This is a genomic window from Pseudomonas sp. CNPSo 3701, from assembly GCF_028674975.1.
Lineage (GTDB): Bacteria > Pseudomonadota > Gammaproteobacteria > Pseudomonadales > Pseudomonadaceae > Aquipseudomonas > Aquipseudomonas straminea.
The window spans coordinates 59,033-76,222 of the sequence record NZ_JAQZSI010000003.1; the positions used below are offsets into that span (position 1 = coordinate 59,033).

14 protein-coding genes, 3 tRNA genes and 1 pseudogene are annotated in these 17,190 nt (G+C 62.7%); 12 read left to right on the top strand and 6 right to left on the bottom strand.

The window, feature by feature from the left end:
* Positions 1-40: 40 nt before the first annotated feature.
* The 4 genes from PVA39_RS09380 (at position 41) to glpT (ending at position 2,078) form a co-directional block, all read left to right on the top strand.
* Positions 41-116: transfer RNA gene (locus tag PVA39_RS09380), tRNA-Val, on the top strand.
* A 37-nt stretch (positions 117-153) separates the two neighbouring features.
* A tRNA-Asp gene (locus PVA39_RS09385) sits at positions 154-230 on the top strand.
* 97 nt (positions 231-327) lie between these two features.
* Positions 328-404 (top strand) — tRNA-Asp (locus PVA39_RS09390).
* 327 nt (positions 405-731) lie between these two features.
* Positions 732-2,078, top strand: a complete 1,347-nt coding sequence (gene glpT / locus PVA39_RS09395; RefSeq protein WP_093502042.1) for a glycerol-3-phosphate transporter — start codon at positions 732-734, stop codon at positions 2,076-2,078.
* A 154-nt stretch (positions 2,079-2,232) separates the two neighbouring features.
* Here glpT and PVA39_RS09400 read toward each other — a convergent pair whose 3' ends face one another.
* The gene (locus PVA39_RS09400) at positions 2,233-3,240 is read right to left on the bottom strand and encodes an AraC family transcriptional regulator (RefSeq protein WP_274123859.1); all 1,008 of its coding nucleotides are present in this window, start codon (positions 3,238-3,240) and stop codon (positions 2,233-2,235) included.
* Positions 3,241-3,630: 390 nt separating this feature from the next.
* Here PVA39_RS09400 and PVA39_RS09405 point away from each other — a divergent pair, with 390 nt between their 5' ends.
* The 4 genes and pseudogenes from PVA39_RS09405 to PVA39_RS09415 all read left to right on the top strand — a co-directional run bounded on the left by PVA39_RS09405 (position 3,631) and on the right by PVA39_RS09415 (position 6,826).
* Positions 3,631-4,419: an EAL domain-containing protein gene (locus PVA39_RS09405; protein WP_274123860.1), complete on the top strand. Its 789-nt coding sequence runs from the start codon at positions 3,631-3,633 to the stop codon at positions 4,417-4,419.
* Positions 4,420-4,500: 81 nt separating this feature from the next.
* Positions 4,501-5,013, top strand: a pseudogene (locus tag PVA39_RS23395) (MCP four helix bundle domain-containing protein); the annotation flags it as partial.
* Between the two features lie 78 nt (positions 5,014-5,091).
* Positions 5,092-6,126 (top strand): methyl-accepting chemotaxis protein, encoded by a 1,035-nt coding sequence (locus PVA39_RS23400; protein ID WP_443200958.1) that lies wholly within the window; start codon positions 5,092-5,094, stop codon positions 6,124-6,126.
* A 91-nt stretch (positions 6,127-6,217) separates the two neighbouring features.
* A complete protein-coding gene (locus PVA39_RS09415) occupies positions 6,218-6,826 on the top strand; it encodes an FMN-dependent NADH-azoreductase (protein ID WP_093502035.1) in 609 nt (202 codons plus the stop codon).
* 27 nt (positions 6,827-6,853) lie between these two features.
* Here PVA39_RS09415 and PVA39_RS09420 read toward each other — a convergent pair whose 3' ends face one another.
* Both PVA39_RS09420 and PVA39_RS09425 read right to left on the bottom strand, forming a co-directional pair.
* Positions 6,854-9,988 carry an efflux RND transporter permease subunit gene (locus PVA39_RS09420; RefSeq protein WP_274124275.1) on the bottom strand — a complete coding sequence of 1,045 codons (3,135 nt, stop codon included), beginning with the start codon at positions 9,986-9,988 and terminating at the stop codon, positions 6,854-6,856.
* Positions 9,989-10,006: 18 nt separating this feature from the next.
* Positions 10,007-11,179 (bottom strand): efflux RND transporter periplasmic adaptor subunit, encoded by a 1,173-nt coding sequence (locus PVA39_RS09425; protein WP_274123862.1) that lies wholly within the window; start codon positions 11,177-11,179, stop codon positions 10,007-10,009.
* Between the two features lie 148 nt (positions 11,180-11,327).
* Between PVA39_RS09425 and PVA39_RS09430 the strand changes: the two genes are divergently transcribed.
* From PVA39_RS09430 to PVA39_RS09445, 4 genes are all read left to right on the top strand, one after another.
* A complete protein-coding gene (locus PVA39_RS09430) occupies positions 11,328-11,918 on the top strand; it encodes a TetR/AcrR family transcriptional regulator (protein WP_093502033.1) in 591 nt (196 codons plus the stop codon).
* Between the two features lie 115 nt (positions 11,919-12,033).
* A complete protein-coding gene (locus PVA39_RS09435; protein ID WP_274123863.1) occupies positions 12,034-12,351 on the top strand; it encodes a helix-turn-helix domain-containing protein in 318 nt (105 codons plus the stop codon).
* Positions 12,348-12,713, top strand: a complete 366-nt coding sequence (locus tag PVA39_RS09440; RefSeq protein WP_274123864.1) for a hypothetical protein — start codon at positions 12,348-12,350, stop codon at positions 12,711-12,713. Before PVA39_RS09435 ends, PVA39_RS09440 begins: the two co-directional genes overlap by 4 nt.
* A 115-nt stretch (positions 12,714-12,828) precedes the next feature.
* Entirely contained in the window at positions 12,829-13,158 is a 330-nt protein-coding gene (locus tag PVA39_RS09445) for a PilZ domain-containing protein (protein ID WP_337993281.1), read from the top strand.
* A gap of 4 nt (positions 13,159-13,162) precedes the next feature.
* On the opposite strand, the gene PVA39_RS09450 is transcribed toward PVA39_RS09445, so the two are convergent.
* From PVA39_RS09450 to fliR, 3 genes are read right to left on the bottom strand one after another with little or no spacing between them, the layout of a single operon-like run.
* Entirely contained in the window at positions 13,163-15,259 is a 2,097-nt protein-coding gene (locus tag PVA39_RS09450; protein WP_274123865.1) for a flagellar biosynthesis protein FlhA, read from the bottom strand.
* Complete coding sequence (gene flhB / locus PVA39_RS09455; protein WP_274123866.1) at positions 15,256-16,395, bottom strand: flagellar type III secretion system protein FlhB; 1,140 nt, start codon at positions 16,393-16,395, stop codon at positions 15,256-15,258. The genes PVA39_RS09450 and flhB overlap by 4 nt, the downstream gene beginning before the upstream one ends.
* Positions 16,392-17,189 carry a flagellar biosynthetic protein FliR gene (gene fliR / locus PVA39_RS09460; protein WP_274123867.1) on the bottom strand — a complete coding sequence of 266 codons (798 nt, stop codon included), beginning with the start codon at positions 17,187-17,189 and terminating at the stop codon, positions 16,392-16,394. Before fliR ends, flhB begins: the two co-directional genes overlap by 4 nt.
* Position 17,190 lies beyond the last annotated feature (1 nt).

Consider the following 17,190-nt stretch of genomic DNA (forward strand, 5'->3'; position numbering starts at 1 on the left):
GTTGGGTGCCCGCGTAAATTTCGCGTCCTCGCAAGGCCAAGGGTGATTAGCTCAGCCGGGAGAGCATCTGCCTTACAAGCAGAGGGTCGGCGGTTCGATCCCGTCATCACCCACCACTTGCCTTGAGAGAAACGGACGAAAGTCCACCGACGCGCAGCGGTAGTTCAGTCGGTTAGAATACCGGCCTGTCACGCCGGGGGTCGCGGGTTCGAGTCCCGTCCGCTGCGCCATATTTTCCATCTGAGATCCTGATCTGAGATGTGATGCGAAGGCCAAGCCTACGCATCTGACGAAGCACGAGTTCTACGGACGCAAGTCCACCGACACGCAGCGGTAGTTCAGTCGGTTAGAATACCGGCCTGTCACGCCGGGGGTCGCGGGTTCGAGTCCCGTCCGCTGCGCCATACTCACCTGCCTAGAGCAGGTTTCCTGAAAAGCGGCCCTAGGGCCGCTTTTCTTGTTTCTGCCTCCCGTAATTGAGCATCCATCCTCAGCGTTTATCTGGCCGGCAAAGGTGTGCGGCTCAGCATAACGTTGGCACTTGCTGGCGGCCTGGATAGCCAGAACCGGGTCAGCGACTACTGCCTCTGGTCCGAATGCTTACATTACTTTCGGATTCCAACAGATTGTTATCTTTACCGTTTCACTAGTGAGTGATATTTTCGCAAATGAAAATGTCACACAACTGTCACATTTGCACGTGCAGCTAAAACAAGAACTGGAGCCTTTAGATGTTCGCCTTCTTTCGTCCCGCCCCTCATCGGGAGCCATTGCCTGATGATCAGATAGACAGTACCTACCGCCGCCTTCGCTGGCAGATTTTCGCCGGTATCTTCATCGGCTACGCAGGCTATTACCTGCTGCGCAAGAACTTCTCGCTGGCCATGCCCTACCTCATCGAAGAGGAGGGTTACACCCGTGGGCAACTGGGCCTGGCGATGTCGGCCATCGCCATCTCCTATGGTTTGTCGAAATTTCTCATGGGGCTGATTTCCGATCGCTCCAACCCCCGTTACTTCCTGCCCTTCGGCCTGATGGTATCGGCCGGGGTGATGTTCGTTTTCGGTTTCGCACCGTGGGCAACCTCCAGCGTGACCATCATGTTCATCCTCCTGTTCATCAACGGCTGGGCTCAGGGCATGGGCTGGCCGCCCAGTGGCCGAACCATGGTGCACTGGTGGTCGCAGAAGGAGCGTGGTGGCGTAGTGTCGGTGTGGAACGTTGCCCACAACGTGGGGGGTGGCTTGATCGGCCCGCTGTTCCTGCTCGGCATGGGCCTGTTCAATGAATGGCATGCTGCCTTCTATGTACCCGCTGCGGTCGCCATGCTGGTCGCAGTGTTCGCCTTCGCGACCATGCGTGACACGCCGCAGTCGGTCGGCCTGCCGCCGATCGAGAAATACAAGAACGACTACCCCGAGGGCTACGACGAAAGCCACGAGAAGGAATTCAGCACCAAGGAAATCTTCGTCAAGTACGTGCTGCGCAACAAGATGCTGTGGTTCATCGCGTTGGCCAACGTCTTCGTTTACCTGCTGCGCTATGGCGTACTGGACTGGGCGCCGACCTACCTGAAAGAGGTCAAGCACTTCACTGTCGACAAGAGCTCCTGGGCCTACTTCTTCTACGAATGGGCAGGCATCCCCGGCACGCTGCTGTGCGGCTGGATGTCGGACAAGGTGTTCCGTGGCAATCGCGGCCTGACCGGCGTCGTGTTCATGGCATTGGTGACCGTGGCGACCGTGGTCTACTGGCTCAACCCGCCGGGCAACCCGCTGGTGGACATGGCTGCACTGGTCGCCATCGGCTTCCTGATCTACGGTCCGGTGATGCTGATTGGTCTACATGCGCTGGAATTGGCGCCGAAGAAAGCCGCTGGTACGGCTGCCGGCTTTACCGGTCTGTTCGGCTACCTGGGTGGCTCGGTCGCCGCGAGTGCTGCGATGGGCTATACGGTCGACCACTTCGGCTGGGATGGTGGCTTCGTGCTGCTGATCGGCGCGTGCCTGCTGGCCATCGTGTTCCTGATCCCGACCTTGTGGCACAAGCAGGCGCCTAGCGAAGAGCGCGCCGGCTAACCGACTGCCGAACGCGTGGCGCCTGCCACGTGTTCGGCACGTTGTGGTGGGCACCAGCTTTTGCAGCCTGCCGAACGCCAGGGCGCAACGCCCGGCTCTGGCTGCATTCCTACCCATTCCTGCGTGCTGCAATAACTGGCCGAGTACCGGTTGTTCAGTTGGTCAGCACGTCTTCGTGATTGCGGTACTGGCTTGGCGGCATGCCAAACCAGCGCATGCTCGCTTTGTGAAAGCTGCTCTGGTCGCGAAAACCCAGAGTGGCGGAAATGTATTTGAGGCTGCGTGTGGAGTTGCGCAACAGATTGTGCGCCAGCTTCAGGCGTGTCTCTTCCTGCAGTTGGACGAAGCTCACCGCTTCACGCTCCAGGGCCTTTTGTAGGCCGCGTTTGCTGAGCAGCAAGGTGCTGGCGACTTCACTCAGATCCAGGTTGATGCCCTGCGTGAGCTGTCTGGTCAGCAGGCGCTCGACGCGGGCGGCCACTGAGCCCTTGACCAGATCATCGAGGCGCGACTGCGCGTATTCCTGATGCATGACATGCAGCGCCGCATCCGCCGTCGGCAGTGCGATGGCCGCATCACGTGCTCTGAAGATCATGCTGTTGTGGGGCGCCGAAAAGCGCAGGTTGTCGCCGAACATCTGGCGAAGGCGGGTGGTATCTGACGGTTGTGCGTAGGTGAATTCGGCGCCCAGCGGCTTCGGGCGCTGATGGGGAGTTAGCCAGTGTATGACGCCGAGGGTCAGCGCGGCGCCGGCATCGATGAAGGCGCGCGGCGCGGGTATGGGCGAAGTACCGACTTCCAGGCCGATCAGCTTCAAGGTGTCCTGGCGTTGTTCGAGCAGGTAGTGCGAGCCATTGGTGACCAGGGGATGATAATCGACCATCAGCTTCAGCGCTGTGCCCAGGGTCGGGCTGGACATCATTGGGTAGCACTGTACGCCCAGAGCACTGGGGTGGGCGTGAGCATAGGCGCCCAGGCCGATGTCAGGATTGCCAGTCTGTTCGCTGGCCTGGCTGAACAGGCTGTATACCTGGGCCAGGGTGATCGGCGTGCCGTTGTGCAGGGCTAGCAACAACTGCTGGTCGAGCTTGCGCGGGTCCACACCTTGTTCGAGAAAAGTCTTGGCCATCACCTGGAAGCAGTTGCTCGTCACTGTGTACATCGCATGTCCTGGATAGCCGCTGAATGAAGTTGTACAGCCGTTGCGTGTGCGGACAACAAAGGGGCGCCCGGGAACACTGGCTGTCGCCTGTGCACGCTGAGAGAATTGCGCTCCTTATCCGTGCCGCTCCTGCTGGGCCGTGAGTGAGGCTAAGCCATAAAGTAAAGCCGCACGTCCCACTCCGTGATCGGTAGCTGTTGCTGCGAGCGACTGTACACCGCGTTGATACCCCGATGTGGTGCTATTGAGCGATCACGCACATTCCTGTCAGCCGATTAGCGATCTTATCGAATAGTGGCTATCCGCTGCTATGCGCAAACGTTTGCGCGATGAGCGATACATCGCAACTATGGAAATCGACTCATGCCTTCGATGTTCGCTGAGCGCCCGATGATGGGCCTCGACGCCATGTCTGCCAGCAAACTGGCCGCCGACGAAGCACGCGTGCGGTATTTCTACGAGCAGCTGCAGTGCGGCCGCTTTCATCTGGCCTTTCAGCCGGTGAGATCTGCCACCGACATCCAGCGCTCCTTATACAGCGAGGGCTTGCTGCGCAGCGAAGGCGAGCCGCTGGGCTTTAATCCGTTCGTCTTGCTGGAGCGCCGCCATGCCATGCGGCGTCTCGACCATTTCGTGCTCGACGCGGTTGTTGGCCTGCTGCAGGCAAATCCGATGTTGACGTTGGGCTGCAATGTCTCGGCCCAGAGCGCGCGAATCGATTACCACTGGGAGTTGATGCTGCAGCGACTGGTTGACGCCGATATGGCCGCGCGGCTGGTCATCGAGATCACCGAGAGTTCGGCACCTTGCGGCCATGACCAGGCCGTCGAGTTTGTTCATCAGTTGCGCAGCACCGGCTGCCATGTGGCCATCGACGACTTCGGAGCAGGCTTCGCCACGCTGGCGTTTATCCAAGATGCGCAGCCGGACATCATCAAGATCGATCAGGGCTATGTGCAGCGCGCGCGGCGCTCCGCGCTGCATGCCAGAACCCTCCGGCACCTGGTTGGCCTGTGCAACACCCTGGCTACCCATGTGGTGGTCGAGGGCATCGAAACCACCGATGACCTGGCAATCAGCCGTGATTGCGAAGCGCAGTGGGTACAGGGATTTCTCTTTGCCCGCCCGCAAAAACTCATCGAAGGCCTGGACATGCCGTGCGTGTTGAAAGGTGCATGAATCCCGGGTTGCGCGTGGAGTAGGCATGTGCGATCCGATACCTGGCGGCCGGTCGGACGCCTGATAACCGAGAGGCAAGTGATGGCGCTTAGAAATTTGAAGATTGGTGTGCGTGCCGGTGCGTGTTTCGCCGCCCTGGCTACCTTGCTGGTTGTGCTGGGAATCATCACCTTCGAGCAAATGAAGCGCATGGACAGCATGAGCGATGGTATCGAAGCGAAGTGGTTTCCGTCGACACTGGCCCTGAATGAACTGGGCATGTCGGTCATGCGCGTCAGGGCGCTGACCCTGCGTTTCTACGCCCTCGATAGCGACGAGGCACGCCGTGCTGCGTTGCCCGCGCTAGACAGCGCCAAGGCGGATCTGGCCCACGCGCAGAACGACTACACACCCTTGGTCGACTCCGATTCCGAGCGTGCTCTTGTGCAGCAATTGCTCGGCGTCAAGGATCGCTACCTGCAGCACCAACGCGATGTGGTCGAGCAATTGATGCGTGGTGAGCGGGCGAGTGCCGAACAGATTCTGACCGGTTCCATGGCTCAGGAAGGTGACCAACTGGTCGAAGAGCTCAAGGCGCTCACCGAATACAATCGCCAGGGCGCCATGCGTGACTTCGGCGAAAGCGATGAGGTATTCGAGAGCAGCACACGTACCGTGGCGCTGGTTGTGCTCATGGCTACGCTGCTGACCATTACCCTGGCAATTGTGCTGACTCGCAGTATTGTCAAACCGCTTGGCGAGGCGGTCGAGGTCGCACAGAGCATCGCCGCCGGCGACCTGACCCGCGATTTCGAGCACCAGGGCCATGACGAGCCTGCGCAGCTTCTACAAGCCTTGGCCACCATGCAGGACAGCTTGCGCGCTACTTTGCAGCGTATTGGCGAGTCGTCGAACCTGCTGGCCTCTTCATCCGAAGAGCTGCAGGCGGTAACCGAGGATGCGACCCGCGGCCTGTATCAGCAGAACGATGAGATCGAGCAGGCGGCCACTGCGGTTAACCAGATGACTGCCACGGTGGAGGAAGTGGCGCAGAACGCGGTCAGCACCTCCGAGGCATCGCGCCAGTCCGACCAGGCTGCGCACGGCGGGCAGGAGCAAGTGCGCAAGACCGTCGACTCCATCCATCTGCTGGCCCGGGACGTTACCGAAACCTCTGAAGAGGTCGGCAAGCTGGCCGGCAGCGTGCGCGAGATCAGCCAGGTGGTCACGGTTATTCGCTCCATCGCCGAGCAGACCAATCTGCTGGCCCTGAACGCGGCCATCGAGGCTGCTCGGGCTGGCGAGCAGGGACGGGGCTTTGCGGTGGTCGCGGATGAGGTACGGGCGCTGGCGCATCGTACCCAGCAGTCGACCGTGGAAATCGAACAGATGATCGAGAACATTCAACACGGCACCGAACATGCGGTGGCCGCCATGCAGAGCAGCAGTGCCCGCGCCGATACCACGCTGACCCTGGCCCAGGCCGCCGGCGACGCGCTGGATGACATCGTGCAGGCTATCGCTTCGATCACCGAGCGTAATCTGGTGATCGCCAGCGCCGCGGAGCAGCAGGCCCAGGTGTCGCGTGAGGTAGACCGCAACCTGATGAATATCCGCGATCTGTCGCAGCAGACCTCGGCCGGTGCCAACCAGACCCGTGCCGCGAGCCAGGAGCTTGCCAGCCTGGCGGTCAGCCTCAATGGTCTGGTCACCGCTTTCCGGGTCTGACCACGAACGGTGCCGAACGACTCGCCACAGATAGCTGGCGTTCGGCGCCGTTGTTTACTTTATCGCCGCTTCAGAAGTGACTTGGAAAACAATGAAAATCCTGCATGTGGACTCGAGCATCTCGGGCGATCGCTCGTTGAGCAAGGAGCTGTCTGCCATCGCAGTCGCCAACCTGCGTGCTATCTACCCGGATGCCGAGGTGCTGTACCGAGACCTGGTCGAAAACCCCATCAACCACCTGACCGGTCCGATATTCGCCGGTTTCGAGGGGGGTGAGCTGGCTGATGCCGACGAAGCGCTGCAACAGGAGCATCGGCTTTCCGAGCAATTGGTAGACGAGTTTTTGGCCAGCAACATCCTGGTGATCGGTGCGCCGATGTACAACTTCTCCATTGCCAGTCAGTTGAAGGTCTGGCTGGATCGTATTGCTCAGGTGGGGCGCACCTTCAGCTACACCGAGCATGGCACCGTAGGCCTGGCCGGCGGCAAATGTGTGATCGTGGTGTCGGTGTGCGGCGGCTTCTATTCCCACGGGCCCATGGCACCGATGGATTTCCAGGAGCCGTACCTGCAGAGCTTCTTCAAGTTCCTGGGCATCACCGACGTGCGCTTCGTCAGGGCCGAAGGGGCGCTGAAAGGCGAGCTGGAGCGCAGCGAAGGCATCAAGGTCGCCAAGGCTGCGCTATCTCGCGTTTACTGACCGACGACTGCCGCATAGGCAACCGCCTTACTCCGCCTTGTGCAGGGGATGGTTGTCGGTTTGCTGCGGTTTGCTGCGCAGCAGCGACAGTACCCAGGCGAAGAAGATCGGCACGAAGATCACCCCCAGCAAGGTCGCACTGAACATACCGCCCAGCACGCCGGTGCCGATGGCGCGCTGGCTGGCGGCGCCTGCGCCGGTGGCGATCACCAGCGGCACCACGCCGAGCATGAAGGCCATGGAGGTCATGATGATCGGCCTGAAGCGCAGGCGAGCGGCTTCGATGGCGGCATCGCGCAGCGAGTAACCGTCTTCCCAGAGGTCCTTGGCGAACTCGACGATCAGGATGGCATTCTTTGCCGCCAGGCCGATCACGGTGATCAGGCCGACCTTGAAGTAAACGTCGTTGGGCAGGCCGATGGCGGTCACCGCGAGCACCGCACCGAGGGCGCCGACCGGTACGATGAGCATCACCGCCAGCGGAATCGCCCAGCTCTCGTACAGGGCGACGAGCAGCAGGAACACCACCACGATGGCCAGGGCGAAGAGCATCACCGCCTGGCCACTGGCGACCCTCTCCTGGTAGGAGAGGCCAGTCCATTCGTAGCCGATACCTTCCGGCAAGTCGGCGGCGATACTCTCCAGTTCGGCCATGGCTTCGCCGGTGCTGACGCCAGGAGCGGCGTCGCCGGAGATACGGATCGACGGATAGCCGTTGTAGCGGGCGACCTGCACCGGGCCCTGCTCCCACTGGGTCGTCACGAAGGCGCTGAGCGGGACCAGATTGCCGCTGTCATTGGGCACGTGCAGCTTGAGCACGCTCTCCGGGGTCATTCGTGCAGCCTGCTCGGCCTGTACCACCACACGCTGCTGGCGCCCGGCGTTGGCGAAGTCGTTGATCACCGAGGAGCCGAAGGCGGTGGACAGGGCATTGCTGATCGACTCGAAGCTCACGCCCTGGGCGCGTGCCTGCTCACGGTCGATCACCAGGCGCAGCTGCGGCGCTTCGGCCAGGCCCTCCATCATTCCGTAGAGGAACAGCGGATTGCCGTTGATCTTGCCAAGCACCTGGTCGCGGGCTGCCAGTAAGGCGTCTCGACCCAGGCCACCGCGGTCCTGCAGGCGCAGCGAGAAGCCGCCGGAGTTGCCCAGGCCTTCGATCGGTGGTGGTGGCACGGCCATCATGGCGCCGTCATCGAGATTGGCGAAGCGGCCGTTGACCGCTGTGGTCTCGGCTTGCACCGATTGCTCGGCGCTGCGCTCGGACCAGTCCTTGAGCAATGGGAATGCCAGCGCGGCGTTCTCGCCCATGCCCGAGAAACTGAAGCCCAGTACCAGGAACGAGGTCGCCACGGCTTCACGGGAAGCGAGGAACTCCTCCAGTTGCTTGCCGGCGGCCGAGGTGCGCTCGCGCGTCGCACCGGGCGGCAGCTGGATGTCGACGATCATGTAGCCCTGGTCTTCGACCGGCACGAAGGATTCCGGCAGGCGCAGGTAGAAGAAACCCATCAGCACCACGATGCCCAGATAGATGAACATGAAGCGCCCGGCACGCGGCACCAGTTTGCCGTTGAGCTTGGTGTAACGCCCGGTCAGTCCGGTGAACTTGCGGTTGAACCAGCCGAAGAAACCGGTTTTCTCGTGATGCCCCTGGGGGATCGGCTTGAGAATGGTGGCGCACAGCGCCGGCGTGAAGGTCAGCGCCAGGAAACCCGAGAACAGGATCGATACCGCCAGCGACAGCGAGAACTGCTGGTAGATCACCCCCACCGAGCCTGCCATGAACGCCAGTGGCAGAAACACCGCCGACAGCACCAGGGTAATGCCCAGGATCGCTCCGGACACCTGGCCCATCGCCTTGATGGTCGCCGGCACCGGTTCCAGGCCTTCTTCGGCCATGATCCGCTCGACGTTCTCCACCACCACGATGGCGTCGTCGACCAGGATGCCGATGGCCAGCACCATGCCGAACATGGTCATCATGTTCACCGAGAAGCCCAGGAGGTACATGAAGGTCAATGTGCCGAGCAGACACACCGGCACCACGATCGACGGAATCAGCGTGTAGCGCACGTTCTGCAGGAACAGGAACATCACCAGGAACACCAGCACCATGGCCTCGACCAGAGTCATGATGACCTTGTCGATGGCCACATCGACGAAGCGCGATGTGTCGTAGGGCACCGAGAACTGCACATTTTCCGGGAAACCGGCGGACAGCTCGGTGAGGCGCTGCTTGACCGCCTCTGCGGTCTGGATGGCGTTGGCGCCAGGGGCCAGTTGCACGGCAGCGGCCACGGCCGGCTTGCCGTCCTGGCGTGAGCCGAAGTTGTAATCCTGGCTGCCGACCTCGATACGCGCGACATCGCCCAGGGTCAGGCGCGAGCCATCCTGATTGGCGCGCAACACGATGGCGGCGAATTCCTCGGGATTGTCCAGGGTGCCCTTGACCGCCAGGGTCGCGGTCAACTCCTGCTCGGCGCTGCCCGGCGTGCTGCCAAAGGCGCCGGCCGGCACCTGTACGTTCTGGGCACGGATGGCGTTGTTGACGTCATCGATGGACAGGCCATAACCGACCAGCTTCTGCGGGTCGATCCACACACGCATGGCCGCTTCGGAGGCGAAGAACTGCAGCTTGCCGACGCCCTGTACACGGCGGATCTCGTTGTTGATATTGCGCGCCGCGTAGTCGGCCAGCGCCGTGGTGTCGTCGTTGGCGCCGCCATCCTTGTAGCTCAGGGCGTAGATCAGCAGAAAGCCAGCGGTGGCCTGTTCGGTCTGAATGCCCAGGGTCAGCACAGCCTGGGGCATGCGTGCTTCGGCCTTCTTCAGGCGGTTCTGCACATCGACCTGAGCCAGTTCCGGGTCCGTGCCCGGTTGGAAGGTCACGGTGATTTCGGCGATGCCGTTGGCGTTGCTGGTGGACTCGAAGTACAGCAGATTCTTGGCGCCGTTGAGCTCTTCCTCGATCACACTGGTGACCGAGTCGGTCAGCACCTGGGCCGAAGCACCCGGGTAGGTTGCGGTCACGGTTATCTGTGGCGGCGCCACGTTGGGGTACTGCGCAACCGGCAGAAAGGGGATAGCCAAAAGGCCGGCCATGGTGATGAACAGCGCGACCACCCAGGCGAAGTTCGGGCGCCGGATAAAGAACAGAGACATCATGTCATGGGCTCCGGCTTACTGCGCCTGTGAAGGGTTGGCGGGCGTGTCTGGCGCTGGCGCGCCTTGTTCACGGGGCACCACCTTGGCACCTGGCTGGATCGCGCCCAGTGAGCTGACGATGACCTTGTCGCCGGCCTTGAGGCCTTCGGTAATCTGCCAGCGGGCGCCCTGCATGGCACCGGTGGCGACCGGCCGCGCTTCCACGCTGTTGTCGGCGCCGAGAAACATCACGCTGGCCTTGCCATCGGCAGAGCGCTGCACGGCGCGCTGCGGTACCAGGATGGCGTCCTGGTCGAGCCCTTGGGGTGTGCGCACCCGCACGTACATACCCGGCAGCAACACGCCCTGGGGGTTGTCAAAGCGCCCGCGCAGGGCGATCTGCCCGGTGCTGCGGTCTACCGAAATATCGGTGAACAGCAGGGTGCCCTTGCTCTCGATATCGGTGCCATCGACGCGCAGCGACAGCGCCTTGTCACCCTCGCCGGAAACCTTGCCATCGGCTATGGCGGCGCGCAGGCGCAGGGCATCGGCTGCCGGCTGGCTGAAGTCCGCATACACCGGGTCGAGCTGCTGAATGCGGGCGAGCAGAGTAGTTTCGCCCTGGCCGACCAGCGCGCCTTCGGTCACCTGGGCACGGCCGATGCGCCCGGCGATGGGCGCGCGGACCTGAGCGTAACCCAGATCCAGCTTGGCGGTTTCCACATTGGCCTGGGCCGAGCGTTTGTCGGCCTGAGCGCTACGCAGGGTGGCGCGGGCCACGTCGAAGTCTTGCTGGCTGACTGCGTTGATCTTCACCAGCGGCTGATAGCGCTCGACGGTGGCCTGGGCCTGGAACAGCTGCGCTTCGGTGCGGGCCAGTTCGCCCTCGGCGCGTGACAGCGCCGCCTTGAAGGGCGCGGGGTCGATCTGGAACAGCAGGTCACCGGCCTTGACGTCGGCGCCTTCCTCGAAGGTGCGCTTGAGTACGATGCCGGCAACCCGCGCACGCACCTCTGCTACACGCACCGGCTCGATGCGGCCCGGCAGTTCGGCCACCACGGTGAAGGGTTCGGTCTTGACGGTGAGCACATCCACCTCACGCGGTGGCGCTTCGCCCCAGCCCTGTTCGCCCTTGTCGCAGCCGGTCAGAGCGATGGCCATGGAAAGGGTGATCGCCGAAACGACGTGACCAGCGCGAATCCTGCTCATGCTTCACCTGGGGCGCAATGCCCGTTGCAATTATTCTGGAAAGGCGCGAATGGTCAGCTATAGATGCGGGTGAGTCAATATTGTCTCATTTGCATTTTGTGTGACTAGATTTGGCAGTTATTACGGATATTGAGACTTTTGCTGCACAATGGCGCGCCGTGAAGAAAAACTTGAGAGCAATGCATTGACACAACGACCTGTCGCCGAAGAAAAACTCCTTAAGGCCTTGGCCGTGGCCATGGTCGAGCAGCCCCGTGGAACCTTCAAGGAAATCGCCGAGGCGGCCGGGGTCAGCAAGGCTACCCTGAACCGATTTTGCGGAACCCGCGACAACCTGATCGAGATGCTCTTCGACTATGGCTCAGAGGTGATGAACCAGGTTATCGCCGAGGCTGACCTGCAGCATGCGCCGGTGCCAGAAGCCTTGCAACGCCTGGTGGACGGGCACCTGGTGCATCGTGACCTGCTGGTATTCCTGATGTTTCAGTGGCGCCCGGACTCGCTGCATCAGTGCGGCGAAGAAGCGCGCTGGTTGCCGTATACCAATGCGTTGGACCAATTCTTCCTGCGCGGCCAGCAGGAGGGGATTTTCCGTATCGATATCGGCGCGCCGGTATTGACCGAGCTGTTCGCCTCGCTGCTGTTCGGCCTGGTCGATGGCGAGCGACGGGGGCGGGTAGCGCGGGCCAGCATGGGCGCGTCGCTGCTGCAGTTCTTCATGCAGGGCGCGGCGACCTGAACAGGCGCTGACGTGTTGCGAGCGCGCTGGGCGGCAGGGCTGGTAGTATCCGGCTATCTGAAGACTTTGAGCCGGTGCACGCAGAGGGATGCTGCGCTTTGCGGAGAAACCAAGCATGAACGTACAAGTGATCGAGCGCGACGGCGAGCCGGAATACGCGGTGCTGCCGTGGGTCGAGTATCAGGCGCTGCTCCAGGCGGCCGGCAAGAGCCCTGCAGTGGTTCCGAGCCAGCCCGATGCCGATGCGCCCAAGCCGTTGAGCGAGCTTACCGCGTTGCGTGAAGGCAAGGGCCTGAGCCGTGACGAGCTGGCGCGCGCGGTGGGCATCAGCCCGCATTATCTGGGCATGATCGAAAGCGGCGAGCGCCAGCCCGATGCCGCCATTCTGCGTGCCCTGGCCTGGGTGCTCGGCATCTCCGGTTGGCAGGCATGAGCGTGCGCATCAGCCGCACGAACTGGGAGGCGCTGCTCGCAGCGCTCGACGATGCGCGCCGGCAGCGCCATCTATTGACCTACCGCGCGCTGATCGAGCGCCTCGCGCTACCGGCGCCGGCCATGCAAACCCTTACCGCTGCGCTCGAACACCTGGCCGCACTGGATGCGCGCAGTGACCGACCGCTGCGCAGCGCCCTGGTGATCAGCCAGGGTGCCAGCCGCCTGCCACGCACCGGGTTCTTCGAGTGCGTCACCCGCCTGGGCCGTTTCGACGGGGCCCCCGACGGCGTCGCGGCCGCCTCCTGGCATGCTTCGGAAGTGGCCCGGGTGTTCGAGTTCGATTATCCCGATACGCCCTGACCAACCTGACGATCCGCCATCTTCTGCCCAGGCATTTAAGTTTCGGGGCAGCCGGGTCGCTCTGTATGGCTGACTCCCATACGTTGGCAGGGCCATGCGTCAATACAGCCGCATCATGTTTCGTTCATTGTTCCGGGTGAAGGTCAGCGACCGCCACTCCGGCAAGCTCATCGGTTACGCCCGTGACGTCTGCGAAGACGGTCTGCGGCTGATCTGCGACCTGCCGGTGGAGGTGGGTGCCCAGCTTGGCCTTAGTCTGCGCATGCGCGCGGGTGACGGCAGCATGACCCAGGTGGAGCTCAACGCCACCTGCCTGTGGGTGCGGGAAAATCCGCAGAGTGGTCATCAGGAGCTCGGGCTGCAATTGCTGCAGCCCGGCCATGACTACGTGGCGTTCGTCGAGCGCCTGCGCGTCGACCGCGGTATACCGGCCACGCCGCCCTGATATCTCACCCCAGGGTGCCGAGGATGTTCACCCCAACGCGCTCGGGAATCTCGTTCTGCGAAAGCACGTGCAGGCCGGGGCTGAATACCCGCGCATAACGGGCCAGCAGCGGGCGCAGCTGCGGCATCACGGTGAGGATCGGCGGATGGCCTTCCTTGCGCAGGCGCTCCTTGACCACCGGCATGGTGTTTTGCAGCTGGTTGAGCAGGTTGGGCTCCACCGGAATATTGTCCAGGCTCACCGGGCCGGCCTGCTGGGCGATGGACAGAGCACTGAGCAGGGTGTTTTCCAGGCTGTTGTCGAGCACGAACACGGCCAGTTCTTGGCGCTCACCGGCAATGGCCGAGACGATGCTGCGACGCAGGGCGAAGCGCACATCGGCGGCCAGCAGCAACGGATCCTTGGTGGTCTCGCTGGATTCGAGCAGGGTCGAGGCGATGCTGACGATATCGCGCAGCGGTACCTGCTCCTGCAGCAGTTGGCGGAACACGCGGTGCTGCAGGCTGTAGCTGAGCTGCGCCTTGATGTTCTCGGCCAGCTTTGGGGCCTGCACGGTCAGGCGCTGCATCAGGTGCTCGACGTCGTCGTGCTTGAACAGGTCGGGCAAGTGTTCGCGGATCACCTTGTTCAGGTGGGTGGCGATCACGCTGGCGCAGTCGATCACCTGATAGCCCAGGTTGAGGGCGCGTGACTTGTCCGCCGGCTGGATCCACACCACCTGCATGCGATAGGCCGGGTCAGTGCCGAGAATGCCGTCCACTTCACCGTAGAGTTCCGGTGCCGGAATCGCCATCAGGCGGTCGGCATGCAGCTCGCCGCTGTCCACCCGCTCGCCGTTGACCAGAATCTGGTACTGGTTGGCCTTCAGGCGCAGGCTGTCGCGGATGTGCACTTCCGGCAGCAGGAAACCGAGGCTTTCCGAGAGCGTCTGGCGTACGCCACGCACCCGCTGGACCAGCGGCGCGCCACCTTCCTCGTTGACCAGGCCGACCAGCTTGTAGCCCAGTGACACCGACAGTCGCTCGACCAGCGGGATGTCTTCCCAGGCCAGGTTCTGGGCGCGCTCGTTGGCCATCGCCTTGCTCAGCGCCTGAGTCTGCTCCAGCACCTCGCCTTCGATCGGCGGGGCATTGCGCGAGGTGTGCCAGGCGATGAAGGCCATCAGCGCGGCGAAGCTGCTGAAAGCCACGAAGGGCATGCCCGGCACCAGCGCCAGAATGAACAGGATAGCCGCCACGGTGTACAGCACCTGGGGCGAGGCGAGCATCTGCTTGCGCACCAAGCTGGTGATCTCGGCGCTCTCGTTGACCCGGGTAATGATGATCGCCGCCGCCGTGGACAGCAGCAGCGCCGGAATCTGCGCCACCAGGCCGTCACCGATGGTCAGCAGGGCATATAGGCGGAAGGCTTCGCCGCCGGCCAGGCCATGCACGAACACGCCGATGGCCAAACCGCCGAACAGGTTGATCAGCAGAATCAGGATGCCGGCGATGGCGTCGCCGCGCACGAACTTGCTGGCGCCGTCCATTGCGCCGTAGAAGTCCGCTTCCTTGCCCACTTCGGCGCGGCGCTTCTTGGCTTCGGCCTGGTCGACAAGGCCGGCGTTGAGGTCGGCATCGATGGCCATCTGCTTGCCGGGCAGGGCATCGAGGGTGAAGCGCGCGGTGACTTCGGAGATCCGCTCACCGCCTTTGGTGATCACCATGAAGTTGACGATGGTGAGGATCACGAAAACGATCATGCCGACGATGAAGTTGCCGCCGATCACCACATGGCCGAACGCTTCGATCACCTTGCCTGCCGCGCCCGAGCCGGTGTGGCCATCGAGCAGCACCACGCGGGTGGAGGCCACGCTCATGCACAGGCGCATCAGGGTGGTGACGAGAATCACCGTGGGCAACAGCGAGAAGTCCAGCGGGCTGCGCGACGACAGGCTGGTCATCAGCACCAGCACGGCGATGCCGATGTTGAAGGTGAACAGGATGTCCAGCAGCAACGGCGGCAGCGGCAGGATGATCATCGCCAGGATCGACAGGATCACCACGGGAATACCGAGGCGTCCGTTGCTCAGTGTCGATGCGACGTGTTGCAGTGGTTTCATGACAGGCCTCTGTTGGCAAGGCTTTCGGGTATCGGGAGGTTGCCCGGCAGCTCGGGGCGACGACGGCGCCCCTGGCGCCAGGCCTTGAGTTGCAGCACGTAGGTCAGAACCTGGGCGACGGCCTTGTACAGCGCCGTGGGAATCTGCTGGTTGACCTGGGTGGTGAAGTAGATGGCCCGGGCCAGGGGCGGAATCTCCACCAGATCCAGGCCGTGGCGCTGGGCCAGTTCGCGGATGTACAGCGCGGTGTCGTCGTTGCCTCGGGCGATCACGTAGGGTGCTTCGGCCTTGCTGCTGTCATAGCGCAGGGCGACCGCATAGTGCTGCGGGTTGACGATCACCACGTTGGCCTCGTGGATCACCTTGCTGATCTGGCGATGCAGCATCTGCTTCTGCACCTGACGGATGCGCGCCTTGACCTCGGGGCGGCCTTCCTGATTCTTGTGCTCTTCCTTGATCTCCTGCTTGCTCATGCGCAGGCGTCGATGGAACAGCAGGCGCTGCAAGGGAATGTCGATCAGCGAGAAGAGGATGAATACCACCAGCAGGATCAGTGCGGTATTCATCGCCAGGTTCAAAGCGCCGGCGATGGCGGTGTACACGTCGCTGCGCTGCAGGGCCGTCAGTTGCGTCACCACGTCGCGCGCCAGGTAGGCGGCGAGCAGGCCCAGCACGAGGATCTTGCCGAGGGACTTGAACAGATCGGTCCAGCTCTGCGCCGAGAAGAACATGCGCTTCAGGCCGCTGAGCGGGTTGAGCTTGGAGGCCTTGAAGGCGAAGTTCTTGCTGGCGAACACCCAGCCGCCAGGGATCATGGAAAACACCACCACCAGCAGACTGGTCAGCCCCAGGGGCACCAGCAGCATGACGAACAGCATCAGGTTATGGGCCAGAAACTGCTCGAGGTCGTCCTGGCCGAGCTGGCCCGGCTGCAGGTTGACGAAGGTACGCGCGAAACTGTCCTGCAGGCCGGTGTAGAACCAGCCGACGCTGTACTTGAGGGTCAGCAGGGTGGCCAGCAGGGTGATGGTGGTGGACAGGTCCTTGGAGCGCGCGACCTGGCCTTCTTCCTTGGTCTTCTTGAGCTTCTGGTGCGTGGGTTGTTCGGTTTTTTCCTGGCTGCTCTGGTCGCTCATGTCAGGCCGCCTCCCATCAGGGTGCCGAGGTCATCGAGCAGGCGGCGGGTCAGGTGCAGATAGTGCTGGGGCACGTCGGCGAGCGTCATGTAGATGCACAGCAGGCCGGTGATGATCGACAGTGGAAAGCCCAGGGAAAACAGGTTCATCGCCGGCGAAATGCGATTGAGCAGACCGAAGCAGAACTGCACGAGCATGGTGCAGAACACCATGGGCAGGGTGAACAGGGTCGCGGCGGCGATCATCCAGCTCAGCGACTGGGCAAAGGCCATGAAGCCGGCGTAGGGCAGGGGTTCGTCCATCGGCCAGTGCACGAAGCTCTGGTACAGCACGCTGATGCCGAGCAGGTGGCCGTCGATGGAAAAGAACAGGAACAGCAGCAGGATGAAATACACCTGGGCGACGATTGAGGACGACGACACGCCGTTCACCGGGTCGTTGTAGCGCGCCATGCTCATGCCCATCTGGGTGGAGATGATTTCACCGACCAGGGTGAACACGGTGAACACCAGTTGCATCGACAGGCCCAGCAGGGCGCCGATGGCCAGCTGCTGGAAGGCCACTCGCAGGCCGCGCACCGACAGCGGCTCGAAGTAGTCCAGCGGCGGCAGGCTGTGGGCCAGGGCGATGCTGGCCAGCAACGCCAGCACGACCCGGGCGCGCACGGGCAGGGCGCGGTGGCCGAACATCGGCGCCACGGCAAAGAACGCCAGCAGCCGGCAGAAGGGTGCCCAGTAGCCCTGCAGGGTCAGCAGCAGTTGCGACAACTGGTAGGCGGAGGCTTCGGCGGGCACG

Bases quoted from the DNA above. Each gene is read 5' to 3' on its own strand.
- PVA39_RS09445 (WP_337993281.1), top strand. From the start codon at position 12,829: ATGTTTCGTTCATTGTTCCGGGTGAAGGTCAGCGACCGCCACTCCGGC.
- PVA39_RS09435 (WP_274123863.1), top strand. From the start codon at position 12,034: ATGAACGTACAAGTGATCGAGCGCGACGGCGAGCCGGAATACGCGGTG.
- PVA39_RS09430 (WP_093502033.1), top strand. From the start codon at position 11,328: ATGGCGCGCCGTGAAGAAAAACTTGAGAGCAATGCATTGACACAACGA.
- PVA39_RS09405 (WP_274123860.1), top strand. From the start codon at position 3,631: ATGATGGGCCTCGACGCCATGTCTGCCAGCAAACTGGCCGCCGACGAA.
- PVA39_RS09425 (WP_274123862.1), bottom strand. From the start codon at position 11,179: ATGAGCAGGATTCGCGCTGGTCACGTCGTTTCGGCGATCACCCTTTCC.
- PVA39_RS09440 (WP_274123864.1), top strand. From the start codon at position 12,348: ATGAGCGTGCGCATCAGCCGCACGAACTGGGAGGCGCTGCTCGCAGCG.
- glpT (WP_093502042.1), top strand. From the start codon at position 732: ATGTTCGCCTTCTTTCGTCCCGCCCCTCATCGGGAGCCATTGCCTGAT.
- PVA39_RS09415 (WP_093502035.1), top strand. From the start codon at position 6,218: ATGAAAATCCTGCATGTGGACTCGAGCATCTCGGGCGATCGCTCGTTG.
- PVA39_RS09400 (WP_274123859.1), bottom strand. From the start codon at position 3,240: ATGTACACAGTGACGAGCAACTGCTTCCAGGTGATGGCCAAGACTTTT.
- PVA39_RS09420 (WP_274124275.1), bottom strand. From the start codon at position 9,988: ATGTCTCTGTTCTTTATCCGGCGCCCGAACTTCGCCTGGGTGGTCGCG.
- flhB (WP_274123866.1), bottom strand. From the start codon at position 16,395: ATGAGCGACCAGAGCAGCCAGGAAAAAACCGAACAACCCACGCACCAG.
- PVA39_RS09450 (WP_274123865.1), bottom strand. From the start codon at position 15,259: ATGAAACCACTGCAACACGTCGCATCGACACTGAGCAACGGACGCCTC.
- PVA39_RS23400 (WP_443200958.1), top strand. From the start codon at position 5,092: ATGGCTACGCTGCTGACCATTACCCTGGCAATTGTGCTGACTCGCAGT.